This window comes from Novosphingobium sp. GW821-FHT09E05, assembly GCF_059416165.1.
Genome location: NZ_JBWKOQ010000003.1, coordinates 349,072 through 375,358, shown reverse-complemented (window position 1 = coordinate 375,358; position 26,287 = coordinate 349,072). Strand labels below are relative to the sequence as shown.

The 26,287-nt window shown below is 68.7% G+C and carries 23 protein-coding genes; 14 read left to right on the top strand and 9 right to left on the bottom strand.

The genetic code is table 11. The annotated features are described in order from the left end of the window. The first annotated feature begins 3 nt into the window (after positions 1-3). The 3 genes from AC07M9_RS16070 to AC07M9_RS16060 are packed head-to-tail and all read left to right on the top strand — an operon-like array spanning position 4 to position 3,126. A complete protein-coding gene (locus AC07M9_RS16070; protein WP_494885015.1) occupies positions 4-1,443 on the top strand; it encodes an MmgE/PrpD family protein in 1,440 nt (479 codons plus the stop codon). Beyond that, positions 1,440-2,213: an SDR family oxidoreductase gene (locus AC07M9_RS16065; protein ID WP_494885013.1), complete on the top strand. Its 774-nt coding sequence runs from the start codon at positions 1,440-1,442 to the stop codon at positions 2,211-2,213. The genes AC07M9_RS16070 and AC07M9_RS16065 overlap by 4 nt, the downstream gene beginning before the upstream one ends. A gap of 1 nt (position 2,214) precedes the next feature. Continuing rightward, positions 2,215-3,126: a polysaccharide deacetylase family protein gene (locus AC07M9_RS16060; RefSeq protein WP_494885011.1), complete on the top strand. Its 912-nt coding sequence runs from the start codon at positions 2,215-2,217 to the stop codon at positions 3,124-3,126. A 136-nt stretch (positions 3,127-3,262) separates the two neighbouring features. On the opposite strand, the gene AC07M9_RS16055 is transcribed toward AC07M9_RS16060, so the two are convergent. Then, positions 3,263-4,603, bottom strand: coding sequence for an LLM class flavin-dependent oxidoreductase (locus AC07M9_RS16055; protein WP_494885009.1), 1,341 nt, complete (start codon positions 4,601-4,603; stop codon positions 3,263-3,265). Between the two features lie 178 nt (positions 4,604-4,781). On the opposite strand from AC07M9_RS16055, the gene AC07M9_RS16050 reads away from it, so the two are divergent. Both AC07M9_RS16050 and AC07M9_RS16045 read left to right on the top strand, forming a co-directional pair. Further along, positions 4,782-5,639 (top strand): phytanoyl-CoA dioxygenase family protein, encoded by an 858-nt coding sequence (locus tag AC07M9_RS16050; protein ID WP_494885007.1) that lies wholly within the window; start codon positions 4,782-4,784, stop codon positions 5,637-5,639. A 35-nt stretch (positions 5,640-5,674) separates the two neighbouring features. Next, on the top strand, positions 5,675-7,402 hold the full coding sequence (locus tag AC07M9_RS16045) for a thiamine pyrophosphate-binding protein (RefSeq protein WP_494885005.1): 1,728 nt from the start codon (positions 5,675-5,677) through the stop codon (positions 7,400-7,402). Positions 7,403-7,493: 91 nt separating this feature from the next. Here AC07M9_RS16045 and AC07M9_RS16040 read toward each other — a convergent pair whose 3' ends face one another. Together AC07M9_RS16040 and AC07M9_RS16035 are read right to left on the bottom strand one after the other, a co-directional pair. Further along, on the bottom strand, positions 7,494-8,453 hold the full coding sequence (locus AC07M9_RS16040; protein ID WP_494885003.1) for an alpha/beta hydrolase: 960 nt from the start codon (positions 8,451-8,453) through the stop codon (positions 7,494-7,496). A 201-nt stretch (positions 8,454-8,654) separates the two neighbouring features. Next, positions 8,655-11,174, bottom strand: a complete 2,520-nt coding sequence (locus tag AC07M9_RS16035; protein ID WP_494885002.1) for a TonB-dependent receptor — start codon at positions 11,172-11,174, stop codon at positions 8,655-8,657. 241 nt (positions 11,175-11,415) lie between these two features. Here AC07M9_RS16035 and AC07M9_RS16030 point away from each other — a divergent pair, with 241 nt between their 5' ends. The 8 genes from AC07M9_RS16030 to AC07M9_RS15995 are packed head-to-tail and all read left to right on the top strand — an operon-like array spanning position 11,416 to position 19,043. Beyond that, positions 11,416-12,285, top strand: coding sequence for an alpha/beta fold hydrolase (locus AC07M9_RS16030; protein WP_494885000.1), 870 nt, complete (start codon positions 11,416-11,418; stop codon positions 12,283-12,285). After that, the gene (locus AC07M9_RS16025; RefSeq protein WP_494884998.1) at positions 12,282-12,848 is read left to right on the top strand and encodes a carboxymuconolactone decarboxylase family protein; all 567 of its coding nucleotides are present in this window, start codon (positions 12,282-12,284) and stop codon (positions 12,846-12,848) included. The genes AC07M9_RS16030 and AC07M9_RS16025 overlap by 4 nt, the downstream gene beginning before the upstream one ends. Before the next feature lie 55 nt (positions 12,849-12,903). Beyond that, complete coding sequence (locus tag AC07M9_RS16020) at positions 12,904-13,647, top strand: maleate cis-trans isomerase family protein (RefSeq protein WP_494884996.1); 744 nt, start codon at positions 12,904-12,906, stop codon at positions 13,645-13,647. 1 nt (position 13,648) lies between these two features. Further along, on the top strand, positions 13,649-14,872 hold the full coding sequence (locus AC07M9_RS16015) for an FAD-dependent oxidoreductase (protein ID WP_494884995.1): 1,224 nt from the start codon (positions 13,649-13,651) through the stop codon (positions 14,870-14,872). Beyond that, positions 14,869-15,717, top strand: a complete 849-nt coding sequence (locus AC07M9_RS16010) for a phytanoyl-CoA dioxygenase family protein (RefSeq protein ID WP_494884993.1) — start codon at positions 14,869-14,871, stop codon at positions 15,715-15,717. The genes AC07M9_RS16015 and AC07M9_RS16010 overlap by 4 nt, the downstream gene beginning before the upstream one ends. A gap of 5 nt (positions 15,718-15,722) precedes the next feature. Then, complete coding sequence (locus AC07M9_RS16005) at positions 15,723-16,391, top strand: LLM class flavin-dependent oxidoreductase (RefSeq protein ID WP_494884991.1); 669 nt, start codon at positions 15,723-15,725, stop codon at positions 16,389-16,391. After that, complete coding sequence (locus tag AC07M9_RS16000) at positions 16,391-17,593, top strand: LLM class flavin-dependent oxidoreductase (protein ID WP_494884990.1); 1,203 nt, start codon at positions 16,391-16,393, stop codon at positions 17,591-17,593. Before AC07M9_RS16005 ends, AC07M9_RS16000 begins: the two co-directional genes overlap by 1 nt. Before the next feature lie 16 nt (positions 17,594-17,609). Continuing rightward, on the top strand, positions 17,610-19,043 hold the full coding sequence (locus tag AC07M9_RS15995; protein ID WP_494884989.1) for an aldehyde dehydrogenase family protein: 1,434 nt from the start codon (positions 17,610-17,612) through the stop codon (positions 19,041-19,043). 201 nt (positions 19,044-19,244) lie between these two features. Here the strand turns inward: AC07M9_RS15995 and AC07M9_RS15990 are convergent, their stop codons facing one another. The 3 genes from AC07M9_RS15990 to AC07M9_RS15980 form a co-directional block, all read right to left on the bottom strand. Then, on the bottom strand, positions 19,245-20,081 hold the full coding sequence (locus tag AC07M9_RS15990; protein ID WP_494884987.1) for an IclR family transcriptional regulator: 837 nt from the start codon (positions 20,079-20,081) through the stop codon (positions 19,245-19,247). 264 nt (positions 20,082-20,345) lie between these two features. Then, positions 20,346-21,146: an HpcH/HpaI aldolase/citrate lyase family protein gene (locus AC07M9_RS15985; RefSeq protein ID WP_494884986.1), complete on the bottom strand. Its 801-nt coding sequence runs from the start codon at positions 21,144-21,146 to the stop codon at positions 20,346-20,348. Continuing rightward, positions 21,143-22,252: a CaiB/BaiF CoA transferase family protein gene (locus AC07M9_RS15980; protein ID WP_494884984.1), complete on the bottom strand. Its 1,110-nt coding sequence runs from the start codon at positions 22,250-22,252 to the stop codon at positions 21,143-21,145. The genes AC07M9_RS15985 and AC07M9_RS15980 overlap by 4 nt, the downstream gene beginning before the upstream one ends. Before the next feature lie 215 nt (positions 22,253-22,467). Here AC07M9_RS15980 and AC07M9_RS15975 point away from each other — a divergent pair, with 215 nt between their 5' ends. Continuing rightward, the gene (locus AC07M9_RS15975; protein WP_494884982.1) at positions 22,468-23,169 is read left to right on the top strand and encodes a TetR/AcrR family transcriptional regulator; all 702 of its coding nucleotides are present in this window, start codon (positions 22,468-22,470) and stop codon (positions 23,167-23,169) included. Position 23,170: 1 nt separating this feature from the next. Here the strand turns inward: AC07M9_RS15975 and AC07M9_RS15970 are convergent, their stop codons facing one another. The 3 genes from AC07M9_RS15970 to leuC all read right to left on the bottom strand — a co-directional run bounded on the left by AC07M9_RS15970 (position 23,171) and on the right by leuC (position 26,282). Next, complete coding sequence (locus tag AC07M9_RS15970) at positions 23,171-24,169, bottom strand: alpha-ketoacid dehydrogenase subunit beta (protein ID WP_494884980.1); 999 nt, start codon at positions 24,167-24,169, stop codon at positions 23,171-23,173. A gap of 92 nt (positions 24,170-24,261) precedes the next feature. Beyond that, complete coding sequence (gene leuD, locus AC07M9_RS15965; protein WP_494884979.1) at positions 24,262-24,849, bottom strand: 3-isopropylmalate dehydratase small subunit; 588 nt, start codon at positions 24,847-24,849, stop codon at positions 24,262-24,264. Continuing rightward, on the bottom strand, positions 24,846-26,282 hold the full coding sequence (leuC, locus tag AC07M9_RS15960; RefSeq protein ID WP_494884977.1) for a 3-isopropylmalate dehydratase large subunit: 1,437 nt from the start codon (positions 26,280-26,282) through the stop codon (positions 24,846-24,848). Before leuC ends, leuD begins: the two co-directional genes overlap by 4 nt. Positions 26,283-26,287 lie beyond the last annotated feature (5 nt).

The following is a 26,287-nucleotide window of genomic DNA, read 5'->3' as shown; positions in this document are numbered from 1 at the left end:
ACGATGAGCGAAACCCTCACGCTGACGGCAGCCGCGGTCAAATTCACCTGCGGCATGACCCCCGAAGCCCTGACCGGCGAACACCTGCGCCTCGCACGCCGCTGCGTGCTCGACGGCCTCGCCGTCGCGCTCGGCGGCAGCCAACAGCCCGGCATGGCCCCGCTCGGCCGCTATATCCTCTCCCTCGGCGGCGTGGCGGACGCCCGGCCGATGGGCGCGGCGGAGCACCGCCTCCCCGCCCACCTCGCCGCGCTGTGGACCGGCACCGCCGGCCACGCGATGGACTGGGACGACACCCAGCTCGCCGAAGGTCCGGGCCGCCCCTACGGCCTGCTGATGCACCCGACGATGCCGCCGCTCGCCGCCGCCATGGCGCTGGCCGACATGGTCGCGCGCGAGACCGGCAAGCCCGTCACCGGCGCGCAGTTCCTCACCGCCTTCGCCACCGGCTTCGAGGTCGGCTGCAAGATCGCCGAGGCCATCAACCCCGACCACTACATGCGCGGCTTCCACACCAGCGGCACGATCGGCGCCTTCGCCGCGACCGCGACGGCGTGCCGGATGCTCGACCTCGACGAGGAGACCACCGCGCGCGCGATCGGCATCGCCGCCTCGTGCTCGGCCGGGATCCGCGCCAACTTCGGCACGATGACCAAGCCCTTCCACGTCGGCCGCGCCGCCGAGAACGGCGTCACCGCCGCCCTGCTCGCGCGCCAGGGCTTTTCCGCCAACACCGAGGCGCTCGACGGCAAGTGGGGCTACCTCACCATCGCCGGTCCCGGCGGCGACCCCGCGTTGGTGGTCGAGAAGTTCGGCGCGCCGTTCACGATGGTTTCGCCCGGCGTCAGCATCAAGCCCTACCCCTCGGGCGTGCTCACCCACCCGAGCATGGACGCCATGCTGCTGCTCATGGCCGAGGAAGGCATCGCCGCCGACGACATCGAGAGCGTCGGCCTCTACGCCGGCTCCAACGTGCTCGGCCCGATCCGCTACCGCATCGCGAAGACCGAGCTGGAGGGCAAGTTCTCCTTCGCCTTCCTGCTCGCCGCGATCGCCCTGCGCAGCCGCTGCGGCAAGGACGAGTTCACCGACGAATTCGTCTCCTCCGACGCCTGCCAGGCGATGCAGCACCGCATCGAGACGCACTTCAGCGAAGAGATCGAGGCGATGGGCTGGGACCGCATCCGCTCGCGCGTCGAGATCGTCACCAGGGACGGTCGCACCGTCTCGCGCTGGGCCAACGAGGCCTATCGCGGCAGCCCGCACAACCCGCTGTCCGACGAGGAACTGCAGGGCAAGTTCGCCGACAACGCCGCCGGCCTGCTCACCGCCGAGCAGCAGCAGCAGGTGTTCGACCTCGTCTGGTCGCTGGAAACCGCGCCCGACGCCGGCGCGCTGGTCGAGCTGACCAGCTGGGGCGCGCTCGACGGTGTAGGCGCATGAACCTCGGGCTCGAAGGCCGCACCGGCCTCGTCTTCGGCGCGAGCCGGGGCATCGGCGCCGCCTCGGCCCGCGCGCTCCACGGCGAGGGCGCGCTGCTGGCGCTCACCGCCCGCAGCCGCGAGGCGCTGGAGGGCAGCCTCGCCGCGATGCCCGGCGCCCTGCCGCTGGCGGTCGACCTGACCAGCCCCGGCGATGCCGAGGCGGCGGTCGCGGCGACGCTGGAGCGCTACGGCCGCATCGACCTCGCGGTCATCAGCGCCGGCGCGGCGCAGGGCGGCGCCTTCACCGACCTCGGCGACAACGTCTGGGCGAGCGCGCTGGAACTCAAGTTCATGGGCATGATCCGGGCGCTGCGCGCGCTGGTCCCCCCGATGCGCAAGGCCGGATCTGGCCGCATCCTCGTCATCGTCGGCAACAACGGCGTCCAGGCCAACAAGGCGATGCTGCCGGGCTCGGCCGCCAACGCCGCCTGCCTTGCGGTAATCCGGGGCCTGGCCGAGGACGTCGCCGCCGACGGCATCCGGATCAATGCGCTCAACCCCGGCCCGACCCGCACCGACCGCTGGGACGGACTCGTCGAGCGCCTGTCGCAGGGCCAGGGCCGCGCGCCCGCCGAAGTCGAAGCCGACCTGCTCGCCGCCCTGCCGCTCGGCCGCATCGCCGCCGCCGACGAGATGGGCCGCCTCGCGGCGATGATGCTCTCCGATGCCGCCGACATGCTGGTCGGCACCTCGCTCACCGCCGACGGCGGCGCCACCAGGAGGATCTGACGTGTCGACCAACCCGCGCATACCCTTCCAGCTCGCCAGCGACCGCCAGCCGATCGCGCCGCCCGCAGGCGGGCGCCTGATCGTCCACATCGTCGTCAACATCGAGAACTGGCGCTTCGACCACGCGATGCCGCGCAAGCTCCTGCCCGCGCCGCACGGTGCCGAGGCCGTGCCCGACATCCCCAACTTCTCCTGGGCCGAATACGGCATGCGCTGCGGCATGTCGCGCCTGTTCGAGACACTCGGCCGCCGCAGCCTGCCGGTGACCTGCGCGTTCAACGCCAGCGTCATCGACAACTACCCGGCGCTCGCGCAGGCGGTGGTCGACGCCGGCTGGGAATTCATGGGCCACGGCATGCACCAGCGCGCCCTGACCGCCGAGGACAGCGAGGCCGACCTGCTCGGCGCCGCGATCGACAAGATCGCCGCGTTCTCGGGCAAGCCGGTCGCCGGCTGGCTCGGCCCCGGCCTGCGCCAGACCGCCGACACCCTCGACCACCTCGCCGCGAAGGGCATCCGCTACTGCTGCGACTGGGTGCTCGACGACCTGCCGGTGTGGATGAAGACGGCAGGCGGCGCGATGGTAGGCGTGCCCTATTCGCTCGAAATCAACGACAGCGTGATCTACGCGGTGGAGAAGCATTCGTCGTCCGAGATGCACGACCGACTGGTGCAGACGCTCGAGACTTACGCGCCTGAACTGGAGAACGGCCCGCGCATCGTCACGCTTGGCCTGCACCCGCACCTGATCGCGGTACCGCACCGCTTCGCATGGTTCGAACGCATGCTCGACCTGCTGCAGGCGCGCGACGATACGGTGTTCATGACGGGGAGCGAGATCACGGACTGGTTCGAGGACGCGAGCGATTCGGCGGAGCGCGAAGCAGCGGCGGGTTATAAGCCGGTGGGGTAACCCGCAAATCCTCCCTGTTCCGAAGGAATGGGGAGGGGGACCGCCGACTTAGTCGGTGGTGGAGAGGTAAGAACCCCTCCGTCAGCCCTAAGGGCTGCCACCTCCCCATCCCTTCGGGACAGGGAGGATTTTTGCCTCAGCCTCTCGCTGGATCGACCCGCACCGGCCTCGGCAACCCGAGCCGATCGCGCAGCGTCTCGCCTTCGTACTCCGTGCGGAACAGCCCGCGACGCTGCAATTCCGGCACCACCAAGGTCGCGAAATCGCGCAGCGAGCCCGGCAGCATCGGCGAGGAGATCGCGAAGCCGTCGGCCGCCTCGGCATGGAAGGCCTCCTCGATGAGGTCGGCGACCTCCTTGACCGAACCGATCACCCGCCAGTGCCCGAACCCGGCGGCATAGCGCAGGTACAGCTCGCGCAGGGACAGCCCCTCCTCGCGCGCTTCGGCGAGGAGGTTGGCCTGGAACGTGCTCATGCCGTCGCTGGGCGGGATCTCCGGCACCGGCCCATCGATGGCGAAGCGCGAAAGGTCGACCTTGCCCCCCAGCACGGCGGTCAGGATCTGGATGCCGACCGAAGGATCGACGAGGTTCTGCAAGGCGTCGAACTTGGCCTGCGCCTCCGCCCGCGTCTCGCCGACGAACGGCACGAGGCCCGGCAACACCCGCACCGTATCGGGATCGCGCCCTGCGGCGGCGACAGCGTGCTTGACCTTGAGATAAAACTCCCGCGCCGTGGGGACCGAGCGCTGCTGGGTGAACACGCAGTCCGCCGAACGCGCGGCGAGCGCGATGCCGGCGGGCGAGGACCCCGCCTGGAAGATCACCGGATGCCCCTGCGGCGGCCGCAGCGCGTTGAGGGGCCCGCGCACCGAGAAATGCTCGCCCTTATGGTTGACCGGCGACAGCGCCTCTGGGCGGAAGTAGCGCCCGCTCGCCTTGTCGGCGATCAGCGCGCCGTCGTCCCAGCTGTCCCACAGCCCCCGCACCACGTCGACGAACTCGTCGCCCCGGGCATAGCGGGCGTCATGGTCGGCCTGCACGTCGCGGTTGAAGTTGAGCGCCTCGGCCGGGTTGGCCGAGGTCACGAGGTTCCAGCCCGCGCGCCCGCCGCTGATGTGGTCAAGCGAGGCGAACTGCCGCGCGACGTGGAATGGCTCGCAGTAGGTGGTCGACATCGTGGCGACGAGGCCGATGTTCTTCGTAACCATCGCCATCGCCGACAACGCGGTGATCGGCTCGAGCATCGCGATCGAGTTCGAGGTGCGGCTCAGCTCCTCGTTGCTCGCCTGCTTGAGCGCGTAGTTGTCGGCCAGGAAGACGAGGTCGAACTTGGCGGTCTCGGCGATCTGCGCTTCCTCGACGTAGCGGGCGATGTTGGACGACCCGTCGGCGGGGCAGTCGGGATGGCGCCAGCCGGCGATGTGGCTGCCGGTCGCGGAGAGGATCGCGGCAAGGCGGAGGCTGCGGGCGGGCATCGGGGACTCCTGCGGGCGGGGAATGGGCTTGTCTGCACGCGTCTTCGCCGCAAGCCGCCCGCATGCGCAGGGGCCTTGCGCCTTCGTGCTCGCTTGCCGAATAAGCCGGGGCAAGGGAATACCGGCGCGTCCCGGTTTGCGGTCTGACGAGGACCACAACGCCCTCAGGGAGTCGACCATGACCACCTATACAACCCGCGGGCCCGTCCGCCTCGTCGAAACCGACTGGAGCGTGCTGGACCTCGCGCAGCAGGACGAGCACCTCGCGGTCGAAGGCTTCGTGATCGTGCCCGGCCTCATCACGCAAGGCGAGATCGACACCGTGCGTTCCGAGCTGGCCGACCTGCCGATGAACACCGCGCCCTATTCCGAGCACCAGAAGTTCGCCAAGGCGCCGCCGCAGTGGCACAGTCCCGCCTTCGCCGAGATGATCGGCAACCCGCGCCTGGTGCCCTTGCTGGAGAAGGCGCTGGGCCCCGACGTGGTGTTCATGCTCGGCCACTACATCACCAGCGGGCCGGGCGTGCCGGGCCTGGCGCTCCATTCGGACTACCAGCCCTACGGCTCGCCGCAGAAGGGCTGGGAGGAAAGTTCACCCGCGACGCTGCGCGTGCTGATCTATCTCGACGACCTGACGCTCGACAAGGCGCCCTTCACGATCGTCCCGCGCTCGCACCTGTCGATCCACGAGGTCGCCAATCCCTACGTCCGCTACGACCATCACGCCGAGATGCGCACGATCACGCTCAACGCGGGCGATGCCATCGTGTTCAACGTCAAGGCGTTCCACGGCACCCACCCGCACCTGGGCGAACTGGGCCGGGGCATGCTCGAATTCGCCTACCGCCCGCTCTGGGCGCGCTGCGCCGGCGAGGTGAAGGAATGGGACGCGGCGGACCTCGCCAGGGCGCCGGAAAGCGCCCTGCCCTTCCTGCGCCCCCGCAATGCCGGCAAGGCCGAGGACATGCTCGGCAAGACCTTCGACGCGCGCGAGGGCGACTATGCCGGCCTGATGCCCGGCGTCGGCGCCGCCTGATCCAAAGAAATTCGATAAACAGGAAGATGACCAGCATGACCACTCCCCGCACCGGTGGCGAAGCCATGATCGAGGTGTTCCGCCAGCAGGGCCTGCGCACCGTGTTCTGCCTGGCCGGCGCCGCCCACGCGCCGCTGCTGCGCGACCTCGAGGGCACCGACTTCCACATCGTCCCCAGCCGCCACGAGAACTCGACCGTGGCCGCCGCCGACGGTTTCGCGCGTGTCACCGGCCTGCCCGGCGTCGCCATGATCGCCGGGCACCAGGGCCTGCCCAACGCGCTGGGCGGCATCCGCACCGCGCAGCTCGCCTGCTCGCCCGTGGTGCTGCTCGCCTCGGTGAACGAGGGCAGCAGCGAATCGATGTCGGAGGAGACCAACGACGGGCTCGACATGGTGAAGCCCTTCGTGAAGTGGGCGCGCACCGTCACTGACGTGAACCGGCTGGAGGAATACCTCAACGCCGCGTTCCATCAGGCGACCTCGGGCCGCCCGGGCGTCGCGGTGCTCGGCATCCCGACGCACATCGAGGGCGAGGCGCTGAAGGCCGGTGCCGCAGTGCGCAGCCGCAAGCTTGCGCCGATCCCGCCGCAGCCCGCCGATGAGGCGATCGCTGCACTGGTCGAAGCGATCGGCAACGCCAAGCGGCCGCTGGTGCTCGCCGGCGCCGGTGCGGCGCTCTCGGGCGCGGGCGCGGCGCTGCGCACGCTGACGCAGGAGTTCGGCCTGCCGGTCTTCGGCCACGCGCTGGGCCGCGGGCTGGTCGCCGAGGACATGGACCACGGCTATCCCTGGGCGCTGACCCAGGTCGCCGCCAAGCACGCCGACCTCGTCATCGCCGTGGGCATCCGCCTGCAACAACGCATCGGCTACGGCATGGCGCCGCGCTTCTCCGAGGCCGCCGTCTTCGCCCAGATCGACATCGACGGCGGCGAGATCGGCCGCACCCGCACCGTCGAGATCCCGATCCAGGGCGATGCGCGCCTCGGCGTCGAGATGCTGGTCGAGGCGCTGCGCGCACGGGGACAGGCGGCGTTCGACCGCGCATGGGTCGGCGAGGCGCTGGCCGTCCGTCTGGCCCGGGTGGATGAACTCGGCCGCGAAGCCGAAGGCTCGATCCACCCCCTTGCCATAGGCCGCGCCTTGATGGAGCAGCTGCCCCCCGAAGCGATCTTCGTGGCTGACGGCGCGGACGTCTACAACTGGATGTCGGCGGTGATGCGCATGCGCTCGGAGCGCTGCTATCTCGACCACTACCCGCTCGGCTCGATGGGCATCGGCACCCCGCTCGCGGTCGGCGCGGCGGCGGGCGCGCGGCAACTGGCCGAGGATACCGGCACCCCGGCCCGCCCGGTGGTGCTGGTGACCGGCGACGGCTCGTTCGGCTTCTACCCCAGCGAGTTCAACGCCGCCGTGGTCGATGGCCTGCCGCTGACCTGCATCATCTCCAACGACGGCAATTGGGGCACGGAGCGCAACGCCCTGCTCACGCGCCTGGGCACCACGGTGAACTGTGTGCTCGGCCAGTGCGACTACCACCTCGTCGCGCAGGGCTTCGGCGCGGATGGCGTCAAGGTCGAGGCGGTGGCCGACCTCGCGCCCGCGATTGCAGGGGCGCTTGCCAGCGGCAAGGCGACGGTGATCAACGTCATCACCGATCCCGACGCCGGCGAAGTCCGCAAGAAGGACCCGCGCCTGCAGATGGTGACCTTCGAGGATCTGCGCTCCAGCCTCGACGCACACCACGTGATGGACCTGCGCTGACGGGAAAGAGCGTTGGTGTCCTACGGCAGAAAAACGAACGGCTCGGACTCGAAAGTCCGGGCCGTCAGCGCATACCCCAAGGTCAGGGTATTCAAGGTGCGAGGTGGTTCGCGAAGAACCGTGCGATGACGCCGTAGGCCTCGCGCGATTCCGGCAGATCCGGGTCGGTGAAGAAGGCGTGCCACAGCCCGTCCCACACATGCAGGTCGGCATCGACGCCCGCCTTCACGAGATCGCGGTGCGCGGTGATGGTGTTGCTCATGGCGAAGTCGCGCGTGCTGGTGATCAGCAGCGACGGCGGGAAGCGCTTAAGCAGTTCGGGCGAGCGCGCCGGGATCACCATCGGGTCGGTGTCCGCCCGCCCGTCGAGATAGCCGTTGCCCGACTGTGTCAGCGGGCGGACCGTGGTCGGCAGCGGAAAATTGTTGAGCAGCGAGCCGGTGTACTGGCTGTCGCCGCCGGTGCCCTCGATCGAGCCGCAGAACGTGCCGATCGCGCCCGGCATCGGCAGGCCGACGTGGTTGATCCACGCCACCGCCTCGCCGGTCAGCACCGCGCCGGCCGAGCAGCCGTAGATGCCGATGCTTTTGGCGGGATAGGTCTTGAGCAGTTCACGGTAGACCGCCGTCACGTCCTCGCCGCCGGCGGGGAATTTGTGCTCCGGCGCCATGCGGTAGTTGACGGTGACGACGGTGAAGCCGCCCACCGCCGCGATCGGCACGGATTCGACCAGCGCCCCGCTCGGCCAGCCGAACAGGAACGAGCCGCCGTGGACGTTGATCAGCACGCGGTTGCGGTTGGCCGGTGCGACGCCGGCCTTCGGCGTGACGACCTGGACTTCGACCCCGCCCATCCGCGCCTGGCGGATTTCGACGGGATAGAGCGGCGCCATCTTCGCGAGTTCGGTGCGGTCGCGCGCCTCGTGAAAGGCTCGGACCTTGGCGATGGGTTCCCTGGCCGCATTGATGCCCGGATCGGCGAGGCGGCGGGCGAATGCAGCGCGTGCCTCGGGCGATGCCTGGCTGGAGAAGGGGATGGTCCCGGCGGCCACCGCTACGCTGCCGGGCGGCGGAGCTTCCGCCGCGTGCGACGGGATCGCCAGACAAAGCGTCAGGCCCCCTCCCAAGGCGATATGCGAACGGAAAAAACGGCAGTCCAGCATCGCGGTATTCCCTGATGGAGCGGCGGCGATCCGTCCCCCCACCCTCGTCATCCCGCCTTCGCGGAAACGACGAGGAAAGGTGGAAGCGCGTCAGAAGTTGTAGTTGAACCGCACGCCCGCGCGGCGCGGGTCGGGAAGATAGGCGACCATGTTCAGCGGACCGAAGCTGCCCGCCGCCACGTCGAGCAGCGAGGTGGCCGACTGGATGCGTCGGTTGTCGAACACGTTGTCGACGTAAAACGTCAGGTTGTACTTGTCGGAGGTGATGCCGACCTTGACGTCCACCAGCGTGATCGGCCGCAGCTTCCACGCGTTGTACGGGTCCGACCAGCGCGGGCCGCGGTAGGTGCCGCTCACTTCCAGGAAGCCGTCAAGCTCGCCAGTGAGTGCCGCGGTGTAGTTGGCCGTCGCACTGCCGCTGTGCTTGGACGCGCCCTCGATCCCGTTGCCCGAAAGGCTGGTCTCGCAGACCTGCGTGGTGCCCACGGTCTTGATCGTGCAGCTGCCGGTACGCGCCGGGTCGAAGGTCGACGTCGAGTTATAGACGAAGTCCTTATACTTGGCGTCGAGGTAGGTGTAGCCGCCCGAGACCGTCAGGCCGTGCACTGGCTCGACGCCGAACTCGACCTCAAGCCCGTCGATCGTCGCCTTGCCCGCGTTGGTGGTGACGCTGAGCGCGCCCTGCGAGCTGATCGACAGGTCCACCGGCACCAGCGTCGAGGCCTGCTTGTCGGTATAGTCCATGTGGAAGCCGGCGAGGTTGAGGTAGCCCCTGCCGTTCATGAAGGTGAACTTGGCGCCCAGTTCGTAGTTCGACACGCGCTCGGGCTTGTAGGTGCCCAGGTCCTTGTCGACCGTGCCGACCTGCGTCAGACCGCCCGGCTTAACACCGCGCGCCGCCGAGGCGTAGAACATCATGTCGGTATTGGGCTTCCAGCTCAGGATGCCGCGCGGGGCGAAGTAGGTTGTCGAGGCCGAGGCCTTGCCGATGGAACCGACGTAGACGATCGGGCGCGGACCCGCCGCCAGGCTGCCGGCCCCGGCGATCGCCACGGTCTGGCCGAACAGATAGTCATAGCTTTCCTTGGCATAGCGGGCCTCGACGCTGGCGGTCAGGGTGGGGAGGATGTCGTATTCGGCCATGCCGTAGCCCGAGATATGCTCGGACGTGCGGCCGACCTTGCCCGCGATCGGCGAGCGGCCGCCGAGCTGCGAGACGTTGAGCCAGGCCGAGGCTCCGGTGCCCAGCCCGTAGCTCAGCAGGCGGCGGTCGAGCTGCTCGACCTTCTCCCACCAGTACAGCCCGCCGACGGCCCAGCGGAACGGGCCGCCGTCCATGTTGGAAAGGCGGAACTCCTGGTTCATCTGGGTGGTCTTGGTGCTGATGTCGAACTGCCAGAAGCCGTTGTAGCCGTTCGACGAATATTCGCCGAGGCCGCCAGGCGCGGGCAGCGCGGTCTGGCTCAGGACCTGCCCGTGGTAGTCGACGTCGGAGACGGTCGTGCCCTTCGAACGCGCCCAGCCGGTCCACGACGAGAGATCGGCGAAGCCGAGGTGGTATTCGCCGTGGATGGTGGCAAAGATGTTCTTCGTATGCGCGCCGGGATAGTCGGTCTGGCCGGTCGGGTCCTTGGGATCGGCGCTGATCGCGACGGGCACGTCCTCGTTGTAAATGTAGCCCTTGGCGTAGCCGTAGACAAAGGCCGGGATGGTTCCGCTGCCGATCTTCTGGCCGACGACGCCCGCCGGCGAGGCAAGCTGCGTCGAGACGCCGTTGGCAAGGCCGTAGTACTTGGCGGCGCGCTGTTCCTCGTGGTCGTCGGCATACGTGACGCGGGCCACGATCTTGCCGGCGTCGTTGGGCTCCCACTTCGCCGAGACCGAGCCGCCGAAGGCTTCGTAGCCGCCCAGCTTGTTGCCCGTCACGGAGTTGCGGTAGTAGCCGCCGTCGCGGGTATAGACACCGTTGACGCGCAGCGAGAGCGTCTCGTCGACCGGCAGGTCGAGCGCGCCCTTCACTTCGGCGCGGCCGTAGAGGCCCAGTTCGCCGCCGAACGATCCGCCGAACTCGTCGCCCGGCTCCTTGGGCACGTAATTGATCGCGCCGCCGAAGGCCGAGCGGCCATAAAGCGCGGACTGCGGGCCCTTGACCACTTCGATGCGCTCGAAGTCGAACAGGCGCAGGTCCATCAGGTTGCCACCGCCAGCGGTGGCGATGGATTCGGTGGTGTAGTCGATGCCATCGATCAGGATGGCGACCGAGGGACGGCCCGAATTGCCCGGCAGGCCGCGGATCGAGACGCGGTTGTCCTGCGGCGAGAAGCCCTTGTCGAACTGAAGGCTGGGCGTCTGCTTGATGACGCCCTGGATATTGTTGATGCCGGCGCGCTCGATCTTGGCGGCGGAGAAGGCGGTGATCGCCATCGGCACGTCCTGCAGCGATTCCTGTCGCTTGCGGGCGGTGACCATGATGACGCCGCCACCGCTCTCGACGGCGGAATCATTGGCTGCGGCCTCATCGGCCGACTGCGCCATGACCTGCGGCGAAGCGAGCATCGCGGCAACCGCGACACCCGTCTGAAGTGCAATGAAAATTCCCGACTTGCGCATGGCGCTACCCCTCTTGAACCGCTGAACCCTGAACCGATCGCTCCTGCAGCCAGTGTTTCCGCATGCTCTTCGGCGATGCGGCCCCGGCCTGTTGTCGCCGCGAAACTGTCACTTGCCCGGGAAACGGCCACTTGCGATCGCATCGTGTTCGCAGGCCGATCAAACGGCCCGCGCGCGGCTTCGCGCACGGAGGTAGCGGCATAACGCGGCGCTTCCGATCAACCACCGCCCGGGAGCCGCGATGGAAAGTCCTGCGCTTTGCAAGGAACTGCTGGACCTGCGCCACGTGCGGACGACCCCCGCCTCGCGCTTCGCCCTCGTGGAAGGTTGCGACCTGCATTGCATCGACGAGGGGTACGACGGCGCGCTGCCGGCCGTCTTGTTGCTCAGCGCGCAATGGCTGGGCGCCAGTCACTTCGATGCCTTTGCCGGATTTCTCGCTAAAAGGGCGCGCGTGGTGCGCCTCGACCTGCCGGGCCACGGCCTGAGCGGCCCGTTCGGCGACGAGGACTATTCGGCCCTGCGCTATGCTGGTCTGGTGCGGGCTTTCGTGCAGCATCTGCATCTGGGTCCACATGTCGTGGTCGGTCAGTCGCACAGCGGCATCCCCGCCGCCCTGCTCGCCGCCGATCCGCCACAGGGAATGGTGGGCCTCGTGCTCGCGACCAGCAGCGGAATGCCCCGCGATCGCTCTGCCGCCGGAGCTTCGGGCGACAGGGTGGAGCATCGCCCCGGTTCGATGGCCTGGTACGCCGAACGGCTCGAACGCCTGTTCAAGCGCCACCATTCCCCGGCCGAGTTCGGCGCCATCGTAGCTGCCGCGCGCGACTATGGCGAACTCCCCGGACGCGAAGGCGAAAGTGCGATGCGCCTGCGCGATTTCGATGCCGAGCTGATGCAACGGATGCTGCCGAGGGTCGCGCTGCCCACGCTCGTGCTATGGTCAGAGGCATCAACCTATCTGCCCGCGACCATGGCCGAGGCGATCGCCGCTCTGCTTCCCGACTGCCGGGACTGCTCTGTGATTCCCGATACCGGCCACCTGCTGCTTGCCGACGCCCCGCGAGACGCGGCAGACCCCGTCCTTGCCTTGCTGGAGACCCTCGCGTGAACCGCTTCCCGCCGATTGCCGACGCCGACCTCGACGCAGACCAGCAGCGCATGAGCCAGCGCGCCACGCATACCGGGCCCTACCCCGCGTTCCTGCGCGCGCCGCGGCTATGGGAAGCGCTGCAGCACGTGCGCATCTACCTGTCCGGCGACTCGACACTCGACGCCCGGCTGCGCGAGGTCGGGATACTCGCCGTAGCGCGGCACTGGCGCTGCACTTCGGCCTTTGCCAGCCACCGGGGACTGGCGATCAAGGCAGGGCTCGATGAAGCCCTGGTGGCGGCGCTCGGCGCGAACGACGCGGCGCCGGCGGGACTCGATGCGCGTGAAGAAACGGCGCTTGTTCTTGTCCGCACGCTCCTGGCGCAGGGAGGCATCGACGACGCGCACCACGCCGCCGCGCTGGACATTCTGGGCGAACGCGCGCTCGTCGAACTGGTCGGACTGACTGGCTTCTTCACCACCATCTGCCTGACCATCAACCTGGCCGGCATCGGCGAGGAAGCCCCTTTCCCGGGTGCGCCCGGGACCTATTCGGCTAGCGGGCATAATCCAGACGACTGAGGCAGGGCTCCCCCCGCACGGCCATTACACAAGGCCATCCGCTACGGGGGAAAGCATGGTAGATTGTCTAGGCTGGCGCGGCATCATCGGTATCGTGATGCCGTCAACGAACACTTCGGTCCAGCCCGAGTGTGAGGCCCTCAGGCCGCGCGGCGTGACCAACCACATTGCGCGCATTTCGATTCCCGAACGCAAGATCACCACCGAGGATGCCTTCGCCGAGCACGTCGAGGCGATGCGCTCGGGCATCGGCCCGGCGGTCGATCAGGTCATGACCTGCGCACCGCAGCACCTCATCATGGGCGTCGCGCTAGAAGCCTTCTGGGGCGGCGTCGCCAAGGCCGAGGAACTGCGCCGGTCGCTGGAAGAGCGTGCTGGCGTCGGCGTCTCGATGGGCTCGGAAAGCCTGCTCGCGGCGCTCGAATGCTTCAAGGCCAAGCGCATCGCGGTGCTCACCCCGCACCAGCCGCGCGGCGACAAGGTGGTTTCCGATTACCTGGAGGAAGCCGGCTACGAGGTCGTACGTCTCAAGGGCCTGAAGTGCCCCACCCCGCGCATGATCGCGCACACCACCGAAGCCGAAGTGCGCGAGGCATACCGCGAACTCGACGGCGACGACGTGGATGCGATCGTCCAGGTCGGCACCAATCTTGCCGGCATGGCCGTCTCCGCCGAAGCCGAGCGCTGGCTCGGCAAGCCCGTCCTCTCGATGAATGCGCTGACCTACTGGAACGCGCTGCGCCGCATGGGCATCGACGACAAGATCTTCGGCCATGGCCGCCTTCTCGAAGAATTCTGACATGACCACACCTTCCGGCGCAAATCGCCGCCCTGTCATCATCGCCGGCGCCGGCCCTTCCGGCATGTGCGCCGCGCTTTTCCTGGTCGAGCGCCACGGCATCCCGGTGCTGGTGATCGAACGCGCCACGGGCGACGCCTCCGACCCGCGCGCCGCGACCTTCCACCCGCCGACGCTGGAAATGCTGGCCCCCTCGGGCGTCACGGCAAAGCTTATGGAGGCCGGTATCGTCGCGCCCAAATGGCAGCGCCGCGACCGCACCGAGGGCAAGGTCGCCGAATTCGACCTCGGCCTGCTGAAGGACGACACCACCTTCCCGTTCCGCCTCCAGTGCGAGCAGCACAAGCTGGTCAACATCGTCCGCGAGCAGCTCGCCGGCAACCCGCTGTTCGAACTGCGCCAGGGCGAGGCGATCACCGCCATCGCGCAGGATGACGACGGCGTCACGGTCACCACCGACGCCAATGGCATTCGGGGCGAATACCAGGCCGAATGGTTGGTCGGCGCCGATGGCGGCCGCTCGGTGGTGCGCAAGTCGCGCAACTTCGCCTTCGAGGGCTTCACCTATGCCGAGCGCTTCCTCGTCATCACCACCAACTTCGACTTCGAGGCGGAGGGTTACGCCTTCTCCAACTACGTCTCGGACCCCAAGGAGTGGTGCGCGGTGTTCAAGGTGCCCGCCGAGGGCCCGCCCGGCCTGTGGCGCACGGTGTTCCCGACCGACCCGGACGATGACGATGCGCAGCTCACCTCTTTCGCCAACTGCCGCGCGCGCATGGAGCGCTTCATCGGTCCCGGCCGCAGCTTCGACGTCGTCCACACCAACCTCTACTCGGTCAACCAGCGTGTCGCCTCGTCGTTCCGTGACGGGCGCATCCTGCTGGCCGGCGACGCGGCGCACCTCAACAATCCGCTCGGCGGCATGGGCATGAATTTCGGCATCCACGACGCCGAGAACCTCGCCCGCTCGCTCGCCGCATGGAAGGAGACCGGCGACGAGGCCCCGCTCGACCTCTACGACCGCCAACGCCGCTTCGCGGCGCAGGCCGTGCTGCAGTCGATGACGATCGAGAACAAGGAATCGCTCGAGCAGACCAACCGCGAGGCCGCCGCCGCCGAGCGCGAGAAGTTCCGCCGCATCGCCGCCGACCCGGTTGCCACGCGCGCCTATTTGCTCAAGACGGCGATGATCGAAGGTTTCAACAAGGCGAACTCGATCCCATGAGCCAACTCGACGCGCACTCGCCGATCCGCGACGCCTGCCTCGCCATGACCGGGCCGGAGCGCATCCGGCAGCTGGAGACCGAGGGCTTCGTGGTGATCGGCGATGCGCTGTCGAGCGCGAACGTCGCCGCGCTCAAGGCGGAGTACGAGACGCTGCCGATGCGGCCCTCGTTCTTCACCGACAAGCCCGCCTTCGCCAAGATCCCGCCGCACACCCACGGTCCCGAGACCGCGCGGCTGATCGGCAATCCCCAGGTCCTTCTCTTCGCGCAGGCGCTGATGGGCGAGGACCTGGTGTTCATGCATAGCTTCTACATCCTGAGCCACCCGGGCGCGCCGGAGCTGGAATACCACACCGACTTCCAGCCCTTCGGGTCGACCTACTCGCAGTGGCTGGAAAGCTGCCCGCTGCGGCTGCGCGTGCTCTACTACCTCGACGATACCGGCACCGAGCGCTCGCCGCTCAAGATCATCCCGCGCTCGCACATCTGCTGGCATTCGGACGCGCAGCCCTATCGCCGCTACAAGGACCATCCCGACGCGGTGACGGTGCCGCTCAAGGCCGGCGACGCCTTCGTCTTCGCCACCCGGCTGTTCCACGGCGTCGGGCCCAACACCACCGAGCAGACACGCGGCATGATCGAGATCGACTACCGCCCCGCCTGGGCGCGCCCCTACGGCCCGGTGCCCAACTGGACGCCCGAGCAGCTGCGCCATGTGCCGCCAGAGCTGATGCCGATGGTCGCCGACCGCAACCGCCTCGATTTCGCATGGGAATTCGACACCGAGCGCAAGGCGGTCGACCGCGCCGCGCCGGGCCTGTCGCCCGCGCGCTGGGAGAACTGAACGACATGACTTCGCCGACCCGTACCGTGGTGGTCCCGGCCGATCTCACGAGTGCCACCCTGCAGCGCTGGATCGAGGCGATCGAGAGCTTCGACGGCGCGGGCTGGCCGCTCGTCCTCGTCGGCAACTGCGACCGCGCCGACCCGCTCGACGGGCTCGCCATGGCGGCCTTCTGCGCCGCGCGCACGACGCGCATCGGCCTGTGCGCCGTGGTCGAGGCCGACGCGGTCGAGCCCTTCACACTGGCCCGCGGCCTCGCCACGCTCGACTTCATGAGCAAGGGCCGCGCCGCCTGGCGCATCGCACCGGGCTCCGACCCCGAGCGTAGCATCGAACTGGTCGACACCGTGCGCGCGCTGCTGACCAGCTGGGACGCGGACGCGCTGGTCGCCGACATCGAGGGCGGCCAGCTCTCCGACCCCGCCCGGGTCCGCGCCATCGCACACGAGGGCGCCTATTTTCAGGTCGAAGGCCCCCTCAACATCCCGCAGCCGCCGCAAGGCAGCGTGCCTCTGGTGGCCTTCGCCGACGAAGGGCCGATCGCGAAAATCGCCGACCTGATCCTCCACGAGGGCACCAGCTGGCAGGTCTCGCTCGACGAGCTTTCCTCCACGATGCAGCCGGCTGCGATCGTGGTCGATGCGCCGTTCCCGTCGGTCCTGGGCGAACACTGATGCCGGACCGCCAGATTGCGCTGGGGCTGTTCCTCATGGGGCACGGCCACAATGTCGGTTCCTGGCGTTCGTCGCCGACACCGGCCGACGACCTGACCTCGCTCGACCACTACCGCCAGCTTGCCGCCCATGCCGAGCGCGGCAAGCTCGACATGATCTTCTTCGCCGAGATCCTCTATTCCTACGAACTGAACGGCCGCCACGAAGGCGCGCTGGCCTTCCCGACGCTCGATCCCTTCGTACTGATCCCGGCGCTGGCGGCGGTGACCGAGAAGATCGGCTTCGTCGGCACGTATTCGACCACCTACACCGACCCGCGCGCCACCGCGCTCAAGCTCGCCACCATCGACCGGCTGAGCGAAGGCCGCGTCGGCTGGAACATCGTCACCACCGGAGCCGACCGTGCCGCCGCCAACTTCTCGATGCGCGAGCACCCGGGCAAGGAAGAGCGCTACACCCGCGCCACCGGCTACGTCGACACCGTGCGCAAGGCGTGGCAGGCGATGCCCGCGATGCCGCAGGGCGAGCCGGTGCGCGTGCAGGCGGGGATGTCTCCCGCCGGCAAGGACTTCGCCGCGCGCATCGCCGAAGTCATGTTCACCATCGCGGCCGACCGCGACAAGGCCGTCGTCTTCCGCAACGAGCTGCGCACGATGCTCGCCGAGGTCGGCCGCGATCCGGCGGGCGTGCGGATCATGCCCGGTATCGCCCCGATCCTTGGCGGCACCGAGGAAGAGGCGCGCGCCAACGAGGCCCGCTACCTCGAACTGCTCCACCCGCGCATCCAGCTCGCCATGCTGGGCGACCAGTTCGGCATGGACTTCTCGGGCTATGCGATGGACGCTCCGCTGCCGATGGACGACATCCGCCAGTCCCCCCGCGTGCTGAGCGGCATGCGAGACCCGGCCCGCCTCATTGGCGAGGACGGCGAAGTCCCCACGCTCGGCGAATACCTGCGCCGCCAGGCCCGCGTGCGCGCGCACCATTCGTTCGTCGGCACGCCCGAGCAGCTGGCCGACATGCTGGACGACTGGTCGGCGGCCGGCGCCTGCGACGGCTTCAACCTGATGTTCCCGGTCCAGTCGGAAGGCGTCCCCGCCTTTGTCGACGAGGTCGTGCCGATCCTGCGCAAGCGCGGGCTGGTGCGGCAGGACTACGAAGAGACCACGCTGCGCGGCCACCTCGGCCTCGCGCGGCCCTGAATCTAGGACAGACAAGATGCTCTACGGCGATCGCCCCATGCTCATCGGCGGCCAGCTCACTTACGGGTCGGGCGAGTGGATCGAGTGTTTCGATCCCTCCACCGAGGCGCTGATCGGCCGCGTCCCCGCCGGCACCGCGCAGGACGTCGCGGCGGCCGTCGAAGCCGCCCGCGAGGCGCAGAAGTCCTGGGGCCAGACCTCGATCTGGGAGCGCCGCGACATGCTGCGCGCCCTCGCCGCCGCCGTCCGCGCGCGGGCCGAGGAAGTGGTCGCCGTAGAGGCGGCCGACAGCGGCAACACCATCGGCAACCTCGCCAACGACATGTTCAAGTCGGCCAACCAGTTCGAGTACTTCGCCGGCCTCATCTCCGAGATCAAGGGCGATACCTACGCCGCGCTCTCGCCGAACATGCACATGACCCTGCGCGTGCCTTACGGTGTCGTCGGGCGCATCGTGCCGTTCAACCACCCCTTCATGTTCGCCACCGCCAGCTGCGCCGCGCCGCTCGCCGCCGGCAACTGCGTGGTGCTCAAGACGCCCGAGACCAGCCCGCTCTCCGCCGCGATCTTCGCCGAGATCTGCGCCGAGGTGCTACCCGCCGGCGTCGTCAACATCGTGTCGGGCTACGGCCTCCCGGTCGGTGACGCCATCGCGCGCCATCCCGAGGTACGCCGCATCGGCTTCACCGGCTCGGTCGCCACCGGCCTCGCCATCCAGCGCGCCGCCGCCGAGGCGACCGTCAAGCACGTCACGTTGGAACTGGGCGGCAAGAACCCGCTGGTGGTCTTCGCCGACGCCGATGCCGACAAGGCGGCGGACGCGGCGGTGGCCGGCATGAACTTCGCCTGGGCCGGGCAGAGCTGCGGCTCGACCGCGCGCGTGCTCGTCCACGACAGCCTCAAGAACAAGGTCACCGCCCGCATCGCCGAGCGCCTCGCCGAGATCCGCGTCGGCGACGCCAGCGACCCGGCATCGAACATGGGCCCGCTCAACTCCGCGCCTCATCGCAACCGCGTCCGCACGATGGTCGAAGCCGGCAAGCGGGAGGCGCGCGTCGCCTTCGGCGGCGGCGTTCCGGCGGGGCTCGACAAGGGCTGGTTCGTCGAGCCGACGCTGTTCGCCGACGTACCCGTGGGTGCCACCATCGCGCGCGAGGAGGTGTTCGGCCCGGTCATGACCGTGCAGGGCTGGAGCGACGAGGCGGCGATGGTCGCGATGGCCAACGACACGCCTTATGGCCTCACCGCCAGCATCTTCACGCAGGACATCTCCGCCGCCCTGCGCACCGCGCGCGCGATCGAGAGCGGCGTGACTCACATCAACGGCTCGAAGATGCACTACGTCGGCGCACCGTTCGGCGGCATGAAGAACTCGGGCATCGGCGGCGAGGAGTGCCTGGAGGAACTGCTGAGCTACACCGAGGTGCGCAGCCTGCACATCACGATCTGAGCGCAGCGTATACGAGAAAGCATCCTTCGGTCTCACTCCTTCTATGGGCGGGCACCCACCGGCGCGCGGCAACTGACCTGAGCCCAAAAACCTCGTCGCCCCTGCCTTCGCGGGGGCGACGAAATGGGTGAGTCGATTGATCTTTGCCCTGGCGTGGAGCCTTCCAGGCGGTCCCCGGTAGATCCGGGGACGACGTGAGGGTCAGGCTCCCGCTTGCAGCGCCGCCATTCCGTGCGAACCCAAAGCCCGCATCGGCGCCAAGTCCTGCCCCGCCAGCTTCGCCGTGATCGCCAGCGCCGCCTTTTTCAGATCCGGCACGTAGCGCTCTACCGCGGTCTCCTGCTTCATCGAGACCGAGAAGAACACCAGCGTAAGCGCACCGCAGACCTCGCCCTCGCTGAAGATGGGCACCGCGATCGACGAGGTGCGGCCCGGCGTATTGGTGAACTGGTTGTAGCCACGCAGCACGTAGCCCTGCTCGCGCACCTGGGCCGCGAAACCCGGTTCGCGCAGGCGCAGCAGCGTATGCTGGTCGGGCGCGAGGTCGAAGTTCTCAGAGGCATCGAGCCAGCTCTGCCGCTGATTCTCGTCGCTGAAGGCGAGCATGACATGGCCCGAGGCGCATTCCACCAGCGGGAAGCTGGCACCGGGCTGGTAGTTGGTCAGCGCCATCGGCGAGAGCGCATGGGTGCAGTCGCGCACGAGGATATGCTGGCCGACCCGGGTGGTGAGCGACACCGGCCAGAAGTGCCTGGCCGTCAGCGCCTCCAGCTCCTGCCGGGCGATGCCGACGAGGTCGGAGTGGTCCTGGTAGCCGTGCGAGAGCGCGTTCACCAGTGCGGTGGGGCGGTAGTATTTGCGCGTCGGTTCGCGCTCCAGCATGCCTTCTTCCTGCAGCGTGTGCACAATACGGCAGGCTGTGGGGTAGGGAATGCCGACGGCGTTGGCGATCTGCATCATGGACATGGCGCCCTGCTGGTTCACCGCGCGCAGCACCGCCAGAGCCCGTCCGATCGAACGAATGTGTGCTCCTTCCACCTCAAGTACCCCGCTTGTTTGACCCGATCAATGACGGGATGTTTTCATCAAGACGTCACAATCCTCAGCCGTGAAACAGGCTTGTTCGCCTGCCGATCAACCGGGCTCAGAATGCGATTCAAGCAAGCGCCGCGCAAGCTCGGATTTCGCAACCGCAGCAAAGGTTTTCCAAGAAAAAATGCATGGTGATGCGCTTCATGCAAGTGTGTATCAGGCAGCTTTGCGCGCGATATTGCACCGCACCATCGCGCGCGAATCGGAGGATCAGCCCAGTCCCGAGATAGCCGCTGCCCGTTTAAGCACCGCCTGGGCACGCGCCCGCACGGGCTCGTCGATCATCATCCCCTCGAGCGCGACCGCACCCTCGCCGCTGCCGAGCACCCGGCGTGCCCACTCGCATTCAGCCTCCTCGGGGGCCATGCCTTCGAGGATCGCCGCGATCTGCGCAGGGTGGATGGCGAGCTTGCCTCCGAAGCCGAGGCTGCGCGCATGGCGCGCATCATCCCGCGCCGCGCCGGCATCGCGCACGTCCAGCGTCACCCCGTCGAGCGGCGCCCCCAAGCCACCGAGCCGCGATGCCAGCACGATCTCGCTGCGCGCCGCCAGCAGCGCCTCGCGGGTATGAGCGGCGCCGAGGTCGGCCACATAGTCGACGGTCCCGAACGCCAGTGCTGCGGCGCCGCCGTGCAGCGAGATCTCGCGTACCGCGCCCATGCCGCGCGCGGTCTCGATCAACGCGATGACGGGAATGGATACCGCCAGAGCCGCCACCTCTGCGGCCGCTTCCGCCTTGGGCAGCATAATCGCGGCGACAGGCAGGCGCAGGGCGGCGGCGATGTCATCGTCGTGCCAGGGCGTGCCCACGGCATTGACGCGCACGATGACGGGCTTGTCGGTGAAGTCGCAGGCCAGCGCGGTGCGGGCGGCGTCCTTGCGTTCGGGCGCGACGGCGTCCTCGAGGTCGAGGATCACGGCGTCCGCCCCGCTCGACGCGGCCTTGGCGAAGCGCTCCGGACGGTCGGCGGGGACGAACAGCGGCGCCACCGGGGTAGCCAGCCGGCTCACGACAGCGCTTCCGGCTGACCGAGGGCGGGAACGGGGCGATAGCGGCGATCTTCCCCCATGATGACGGGCGCGGGCGCGGGATACGTCACCGGGCCTGCCGGAGTGTCTACCTCCAGCCGCCGGAGCAGCGGATGGGCCGACAAGGCCGCCATGTCGTTGACCCCGGCAAAGGCCGCGTCCGCCTCGGCCAGACGTGCACGCGCCACGGCCTCGTCCATCACCGCGAAGGCGGCGGCGACCACGGCGTCGGTCTCGGCCCGGTTGGCGACGCGGGCCACATTGGTGGCAAAGCGGGGATCGGCGGCGAGCGCGGCATCGCCGAGGAACGCGGCAGCGAACTTCGCCCACTCGCGGTCGCTCTGGATCGAGACCAACAGCGGCGTCCCCTCTCGGGTGGCGAAGACACCGTAGGGCGCGATCGAGGGATGTGCGAGGCCCAGGCGCCGGGGGGGCTTGCCGCCCTCGTGATGCAGCAGCGGCACCGTCAGCCAGTCGGCCATGACGTCGAACATCGAAATGCGGATGTCGGCGCCTCGCCCGGTGACCCCGCGCCCGATCAAAGCTTCGAGAATGGCGGCATGCGCAGTTGCGCCGGTGGCGATATCTACCACGGATATGCCGACGCGCGCAGGCTCCTCCGGTCCACCGGTGATCGAGGCGAGGCCGGATTCGGCCTGCACCAGCAGGTCGTAAGCCTTGCGGTCCGCCATCGGACCCGCGTCGCCATAGCCGCTGATAGAGCAGGCGATCAGCCGCGAATTCGCCCGGCACAGGTCCGCGGGATCGAAGCCGAGCCGGGCGAGCGAGCCAGGCTTCAGGTTCTGCACCAGAACGTCGGCATTTTCGAGCAACGCGGCCAGTTCGGCCTTGCCGTCAGTGCTGGCCATGTCGATCACCCGAGACTGCTTGCCACGGTTGAGCCATACGAAGTAGCTGCTCTGCCCCTTGACTACATCGTCGTAGCCGCGGGCAAAATCGCCTTCGGGACGCTCGATCTTGATGACCGTGGCGCCCGCATCTGCGAGACGGGAGGTACAGAACGGCGCCGCCACCGCCTGTTCGACGGCGACGACGGTGAGGCCGGTGAGCGGCAGGCGCGCGCTCATGCCGGGCCTGCCGGGTGGAGAGGACGGCGGAAAAAGGCGTATGGACGCGGCATCACGGGGCACCTCGCAGGCGGGAAAGCCGGAAGCGTAGTGCGCCGGCCGGCGAGGGTCGGGACCGATCTCGGCTCTGGCCGCGATGCGAAGAATCGGGAACCGATGTATTTACCCGAAGTGCCGTTTGATCTTGGCGGCAAGTTCATTCTAAGTCCCCCGCCATGACCCTGTCACCATCCTTTCGCGAGACCCTTCTTGCGCCCCGGACGCTAACCCCGCGTCAGCGCGACCGGCGCGAGCGGATCGAGGCCGCGACCTTCACGCTCCTCGCCCGCCACGGCGGCGAAGCGCTGTCGATGAAGATGATCGCGCAGGCGGCCGGCGTGGCCGAGCGCACCTTGTTCAACATCTACGGCTCCAAGGATGGCCTCTTCGCCTCCACCGCCCGCAATCGCAGCGAAGAGACGATCGCCGCCGCCCACCGCGACGCCGAGGCGGAGCCCCACGGCGAAGAGAGCGACGGCATGGCGTTCTTCCGCGCGCTCCCCGCCAGACTCGCCGACAAGACATTGGAAGCGCCCGAACTGGCCCGCGCCTTCGCGCCGATCCTTCTCGCCCATGCCGGACTGTTGGGACTGCCCGAGATCTACGAGAATTACGCCGGCGGCGCCTTGCGTACCCTGCGCGGCGCCGGGCTGGTCGCCGTCGAAGACATCGCCCTGCTCTCGCGCCTCGTGTGCATGAGCATGGTGGGCACGATCATCCTGTGGGCCAAGCGCGAGATCGCCGACGATGCCCTTGAAACCCACCTTCGGCTGGCGATCTGCCAGGTGCTGCTTCCCCACGCCGAGCCGCCGTTTGCCGGGGAACTGCGCGGCGAAGCGCGGCGCCATGCGCGGATGCTGTCGCGGGTGATGGTCTGACCTAGGCGGCTCTGGGGCGGACCACCCCGGCACCAACAAGCCCCCGCGCCGCCTCGACGATGCGCTCGGCCGAGGGGTAGAGCGCCCTCTCGCCATAAGGGCTAGGGGGCAGATGGGAGTCCAGCGTAGCCACGCGCACGACCGGCGCGCGAAGCGAAGCGAAGGCCTGCTCGGCGATGGTGGCGGCGATTTCGCTGGCGGCGCTGCACGTCTCGTGCGCCGGGTCGACGCAGATGGCGCGGCCGGTCTTGCGGACCGAGCGCAGGATGATCTCGCGGTCGAGCGGAACCAGCGTGCGAGGATCCACCACCTCTAGCGAGATACCTTCTCGCTGCAGCAGGCGTGCGGCATCCAGCGCGATGTTGACCGCGCCCGCAATGGCCACGACCGTCACGTCGCGGCCCTCGCGCCGGATCTCGCCCCTGCCCAGCGGGACAAGGAAGTCCGGATCCTCGGGCACGTCGCCGGTGGTCATCCAGCAGGTCGAATCCTCGAACGACATTACCGGCTCGTCGTCGCGGATCGCCGCCTTGAGCAGGCCTTTCATGTCACGGGCATTGGAAGGCGCGATGATCTTGAGGCCAGGCATGTTCATGAAGATCGGATAGGGCCGCTCGGCGCGGCGCGACGCGTCCCCCTCGCCGTAGAACAGGCACGAGCGGATCACCATCGGCAGCAGCGCCTGCCCGCCGTAGATGAAGCGCGACTTGGCGACGAACGAGCAGATCTGGTCCATCGAGGGGAACAGGAACGAGGCGGCCGTCGCGTCCACGATCGGCCGGCCGCCGCGCAGGGCGATACGGCCCGCGACACCAATGAAGCCGCGCTCGGACGGCGTGCTGTCGCGCACACGCTCCGGCCCGAAGCGCGTCACGAAGCCGGTGGTGGTGCCGTAGACGTCGCGGCGAACATCCTCGCCCATCACGAGGACGCGGGCGTCGCGCTCCATCTCTTCGGACTGCGCTTGGAAAATGGCCTCAAGATAGGTGATCTCACCCATGATCGCGCCTCCTTGCCAGGCACTCTAGAGAACGGCCAGCGCTTGCGCCACCCATCCCCTTGCCATCGCCGTCGTCAGGCTCCCCGGCAGGTTCAGACCGCCGCCGCCAACCAGGGCTCGGTAGCGGCGACGCGCTTCTCATATCCAGCGATCGCCGCCTCCTCGGTGCGCGTGAGCGCGATTTCGTCGAGCCCTTCAAGCAGGCATTCGCGCCGGAACGGGTCGATGCGGAAGGGCCAGCGCCCGCCGCCCGGCGCCTCGATCACCTGTTCGACAAGATCGACCCGAAGCGTGCCCGCCTGCGCCGCCGTCAGGAGCGGCACGGCCGCGGGCTCATCGACCACTGCGGTGAGCAAGCCGTTCTTGAAGGCGTTGCTCGAGAATATGTCCGAGAAACTGGGCGCGATCACGACGCGGATGCCGATATCGGCGATGGCCCAGGCGGCATGCTCGCGGCTCGACCCGCAACCGAAGTTGGCGCCCGCAACGAGGATTTCAGCACCGGCGAAGCGCGAATCGTCGAACACGGTGACCCCGCCCTCCCGCAGTGCCGCGAAGGCGCCTTGGCCGAGACCCGCCTTGCTGATCGTCTTGAGCCATTTCGAACCGATGATCTGGTCGGTATCGACATTGGCGAGGCCCAGCGGATAGGCACGGCCCTCCACGACGGTCATGGTCATGCGGATTCTCCGATGAAGTCCCGCACGTCGGCGAGGTGGCCGGCGACGCCCGCCGCTGCCGCCATCGCCGGGCTCATCAGGTGGGTGCGCGCGCCCGGCCCCTGACGCCCGACGAAGTTGCGGTTCGAGGTCGAGGCGCAGCGGCCCTGCGGCGGGATCACGTCCGGGTTCATGCCAAGGCACGCCGAGCAACCCGGCTCACGCCATTCGAAACCGGCGCCGGTGAACACGCGGTCGAGCCCTTCGGCCTCCGCCATGCGTTTGACGAGGCCCGAGCCCGGCACGACGATCGCCGACTGGATCCGGTCCGACAGATGACGCCCCCTGAGCACGCGGGCGGCCGCGCGCAGGTCCTCGATCCGGCTGTTAGTGCAGCTGCCGATAAAGACGTGATCGACAAGGACCTGTGTCATCGCCTGTCCCGGCGCGATGCCCATGTAGTCGAGCGCGTGGGCAACGGCGGCGCGGCGGCCTGCGTCGGCGTAGTCCTCGGGGCGCGGCGCGGCGCCGGTGACCGGGACGACCTGCTCGGGGCTGGTTCCCCAGGTCACGCTGGGCGCGATGTCGGCGGCGTCGATGGTGACGGACCTGTCGAACACCGCCCCCGCATCGCTATGCAGACCGCGCCAGTGCGCGACAGCGCGGTCCCACCACTCGCCCTTCGGCGCCATCGGGCGACCCTTGAGGTAGGAGAAGGTCGTGCCGTCGGGCGCGAAGATGCCGGCGCGCGCGCCGGCCTCGATCGACATGTTGGCGACGGTCAGACGTTCCTCGATGCTCATCGCCGCGCACGTGGATCCCCGATACTCGATGACGTGACCGATGCCGCCCCCCACACCGATGCGGGCGATGACCGCGAGGATCACGTCCTTGGCCGCGACGCCGGGGCCGAGCCTGCCGTCGACGCGAACCTCCATCGACTTCGGGCGCGTCATCCGCAGCGTCTGCGTGGCGAGCACATGCTCGACCTCGGTGGTGCCGATCCCGAAGGCCAGCGCCCCGAGCGCACCGTGCGCGGCGGTGTGGCTGTCGCCGCAGACGAGCGTGCAGCCGGGCAGCGTGAAGCCCTGTTCCGGCCCCACGACGTGGACGATGCCCTGCTCGGGCGATGTCGCGGTGAAGAAGGGCACGCCGAATTCGGCGACGTTCGCCTCAAGCGCGGCAAGCTGGGCGGCGCTGGCCGGATCGACCACCGGGATGAGCTTGCCTTTGGCGTCGATGCGAGGGGTCGTCGGCAGGTTGTGATCGGGCATCGCCAGCGTCAGGTCGGTGCGCCGCACCGGCAATCCGGCGCCGCGCAAACCCTCGAACGCCTGCGCGCTGCTGACTTCGTGGACGAGGTGCCGGTCGATGTAGATCAGGCTGCTGCCGTCATCGCGGCTGGAGACGACGTGCGCGTCCCAGATCTTCTCGCTGAGCGTGCGGGGTGGCATGGGTT

Coding starts and splice junctions, on each gene's coding strand:
- AC07M9_RS16070 (WP_494885015.1), top strand. CDS start 4: ATGAGCGAAACCCTCACGCTGACGGCAGCCGCGGTCAAATTCACCTGC.
- AC07M9_RS16065 (WP_494885013.1), top strand. CDS start 1,440: ATGAACCTCGGGCTCGAAGGCCGCACCGGCCTCGTCTTCGGCGCGAGC.
- AC07M9_RS16055 (WP_494885009.1), bottom strand. CDS start 4,603: ATGCCCGCCCGCAGCCTCCGCCTTGCCGCGATCCTCTCCGCGACCGGC.
- AC07M9_RS16050 (WP_494885007.1), top strand. CDS start 4,782: ATGACCACCTATACAACCCGCGGGCCCGTCCGCCTCGTCGAAACCGAC.
- AC07M9_RS16045 (WP_494885005.1), top strand. CDS start 5,675: ATGACCACTCCCCGCACCGGTGGCGAAGCCATGATCGAGGTGTTCCGC.
- AC07M9_RS16035 (WP_494885002.1), bottom strand. CDS start 11,174: ATGCGCAAGTCGGGAATTTTCATTGCACTTCAGACGGGTGTCGCGGTT.
- AC07M9_RS16030 (WP_494885000.1), top strand. CDS start 11,416: ATGGAAAGTCCTGCGCTTTGCAAGGAACTGCTGGACCTGCGCCACGTG.
- AC07M9_RS16020 (WP_494884996.1), top strand. CDS start 12,904: ATGGTAGATTGTCTAGGCTGGCGCGGCATCATCGGTATCGTGATGCCG.
- AC07M9_RS16015 (WP_494884995.1), top strand. CDS start 13,649: ATGACCACACCTTCCGGCGCAAATCGCCGCCCTGTCATCATCGCCGGC.
- AC07M9_RS16010 (WP_494884993.1), top strand. CDS start 14,869: ATGAGCCAACTCGACGCGCACTCGCCGATCCGCGACGCCTGCCTCGCC.
- AC07M9_RS16005 (WP_494884991.1), top strand. CDS start 15,723: ATGACTTCGCCGACCCGTACCGTGGTGGTCCCGGCCGATCTCACGAGT.
- AC07M9_RS16000 (WP_494884990.1), top strand. CDS start 16,391: ATGCCGGACCGCCAGATTGCGCTGGGGCTGTTCCTCATGGGGCACGGC.
- AC07M9_RS15995 (WP_494884989.1), top strand. CDS start 17,610: ATGCTCTACGGCGATCGCCCCATGCTCATCGGCGGCCAGCTCACTTAC.
- AC07M9_RS15980 (WP_494884984.1), bottom strand. CDS start 22,252: ATGAGCGCGCGCCTGCCGCTCACCGGCCTCACCGTCGTCGCCGTCGAA.
- AC07M9_RS15975 (WP_494884982.1), top strand. CDS start 22,468: ATGACCCTGTCACCATCCTTTCGCGAGACCCTTCTTGCGCCCCGGACG.
- AC07M9_RS15970 (WP_494884980.1), bottom strand. CDS start 24,169: ATGGGTGAGATCACCTATCTTGAGGCCATTTTCCAAGCGCAGTCCGAA.
- leuD (WP_494884979.1), bottom strand. CDS start 24,849: ATGACCATGACCGTCGTGGAGGGCCGTGCCTATCCGCTGGGCCTCGCC.
- leuC (WP_494884977.1), bottom strand. CDS start 26,282: ATGCCACCCCGCACGCTCAGCGAGAAGATCTGGGACGCGCACGTCGTC.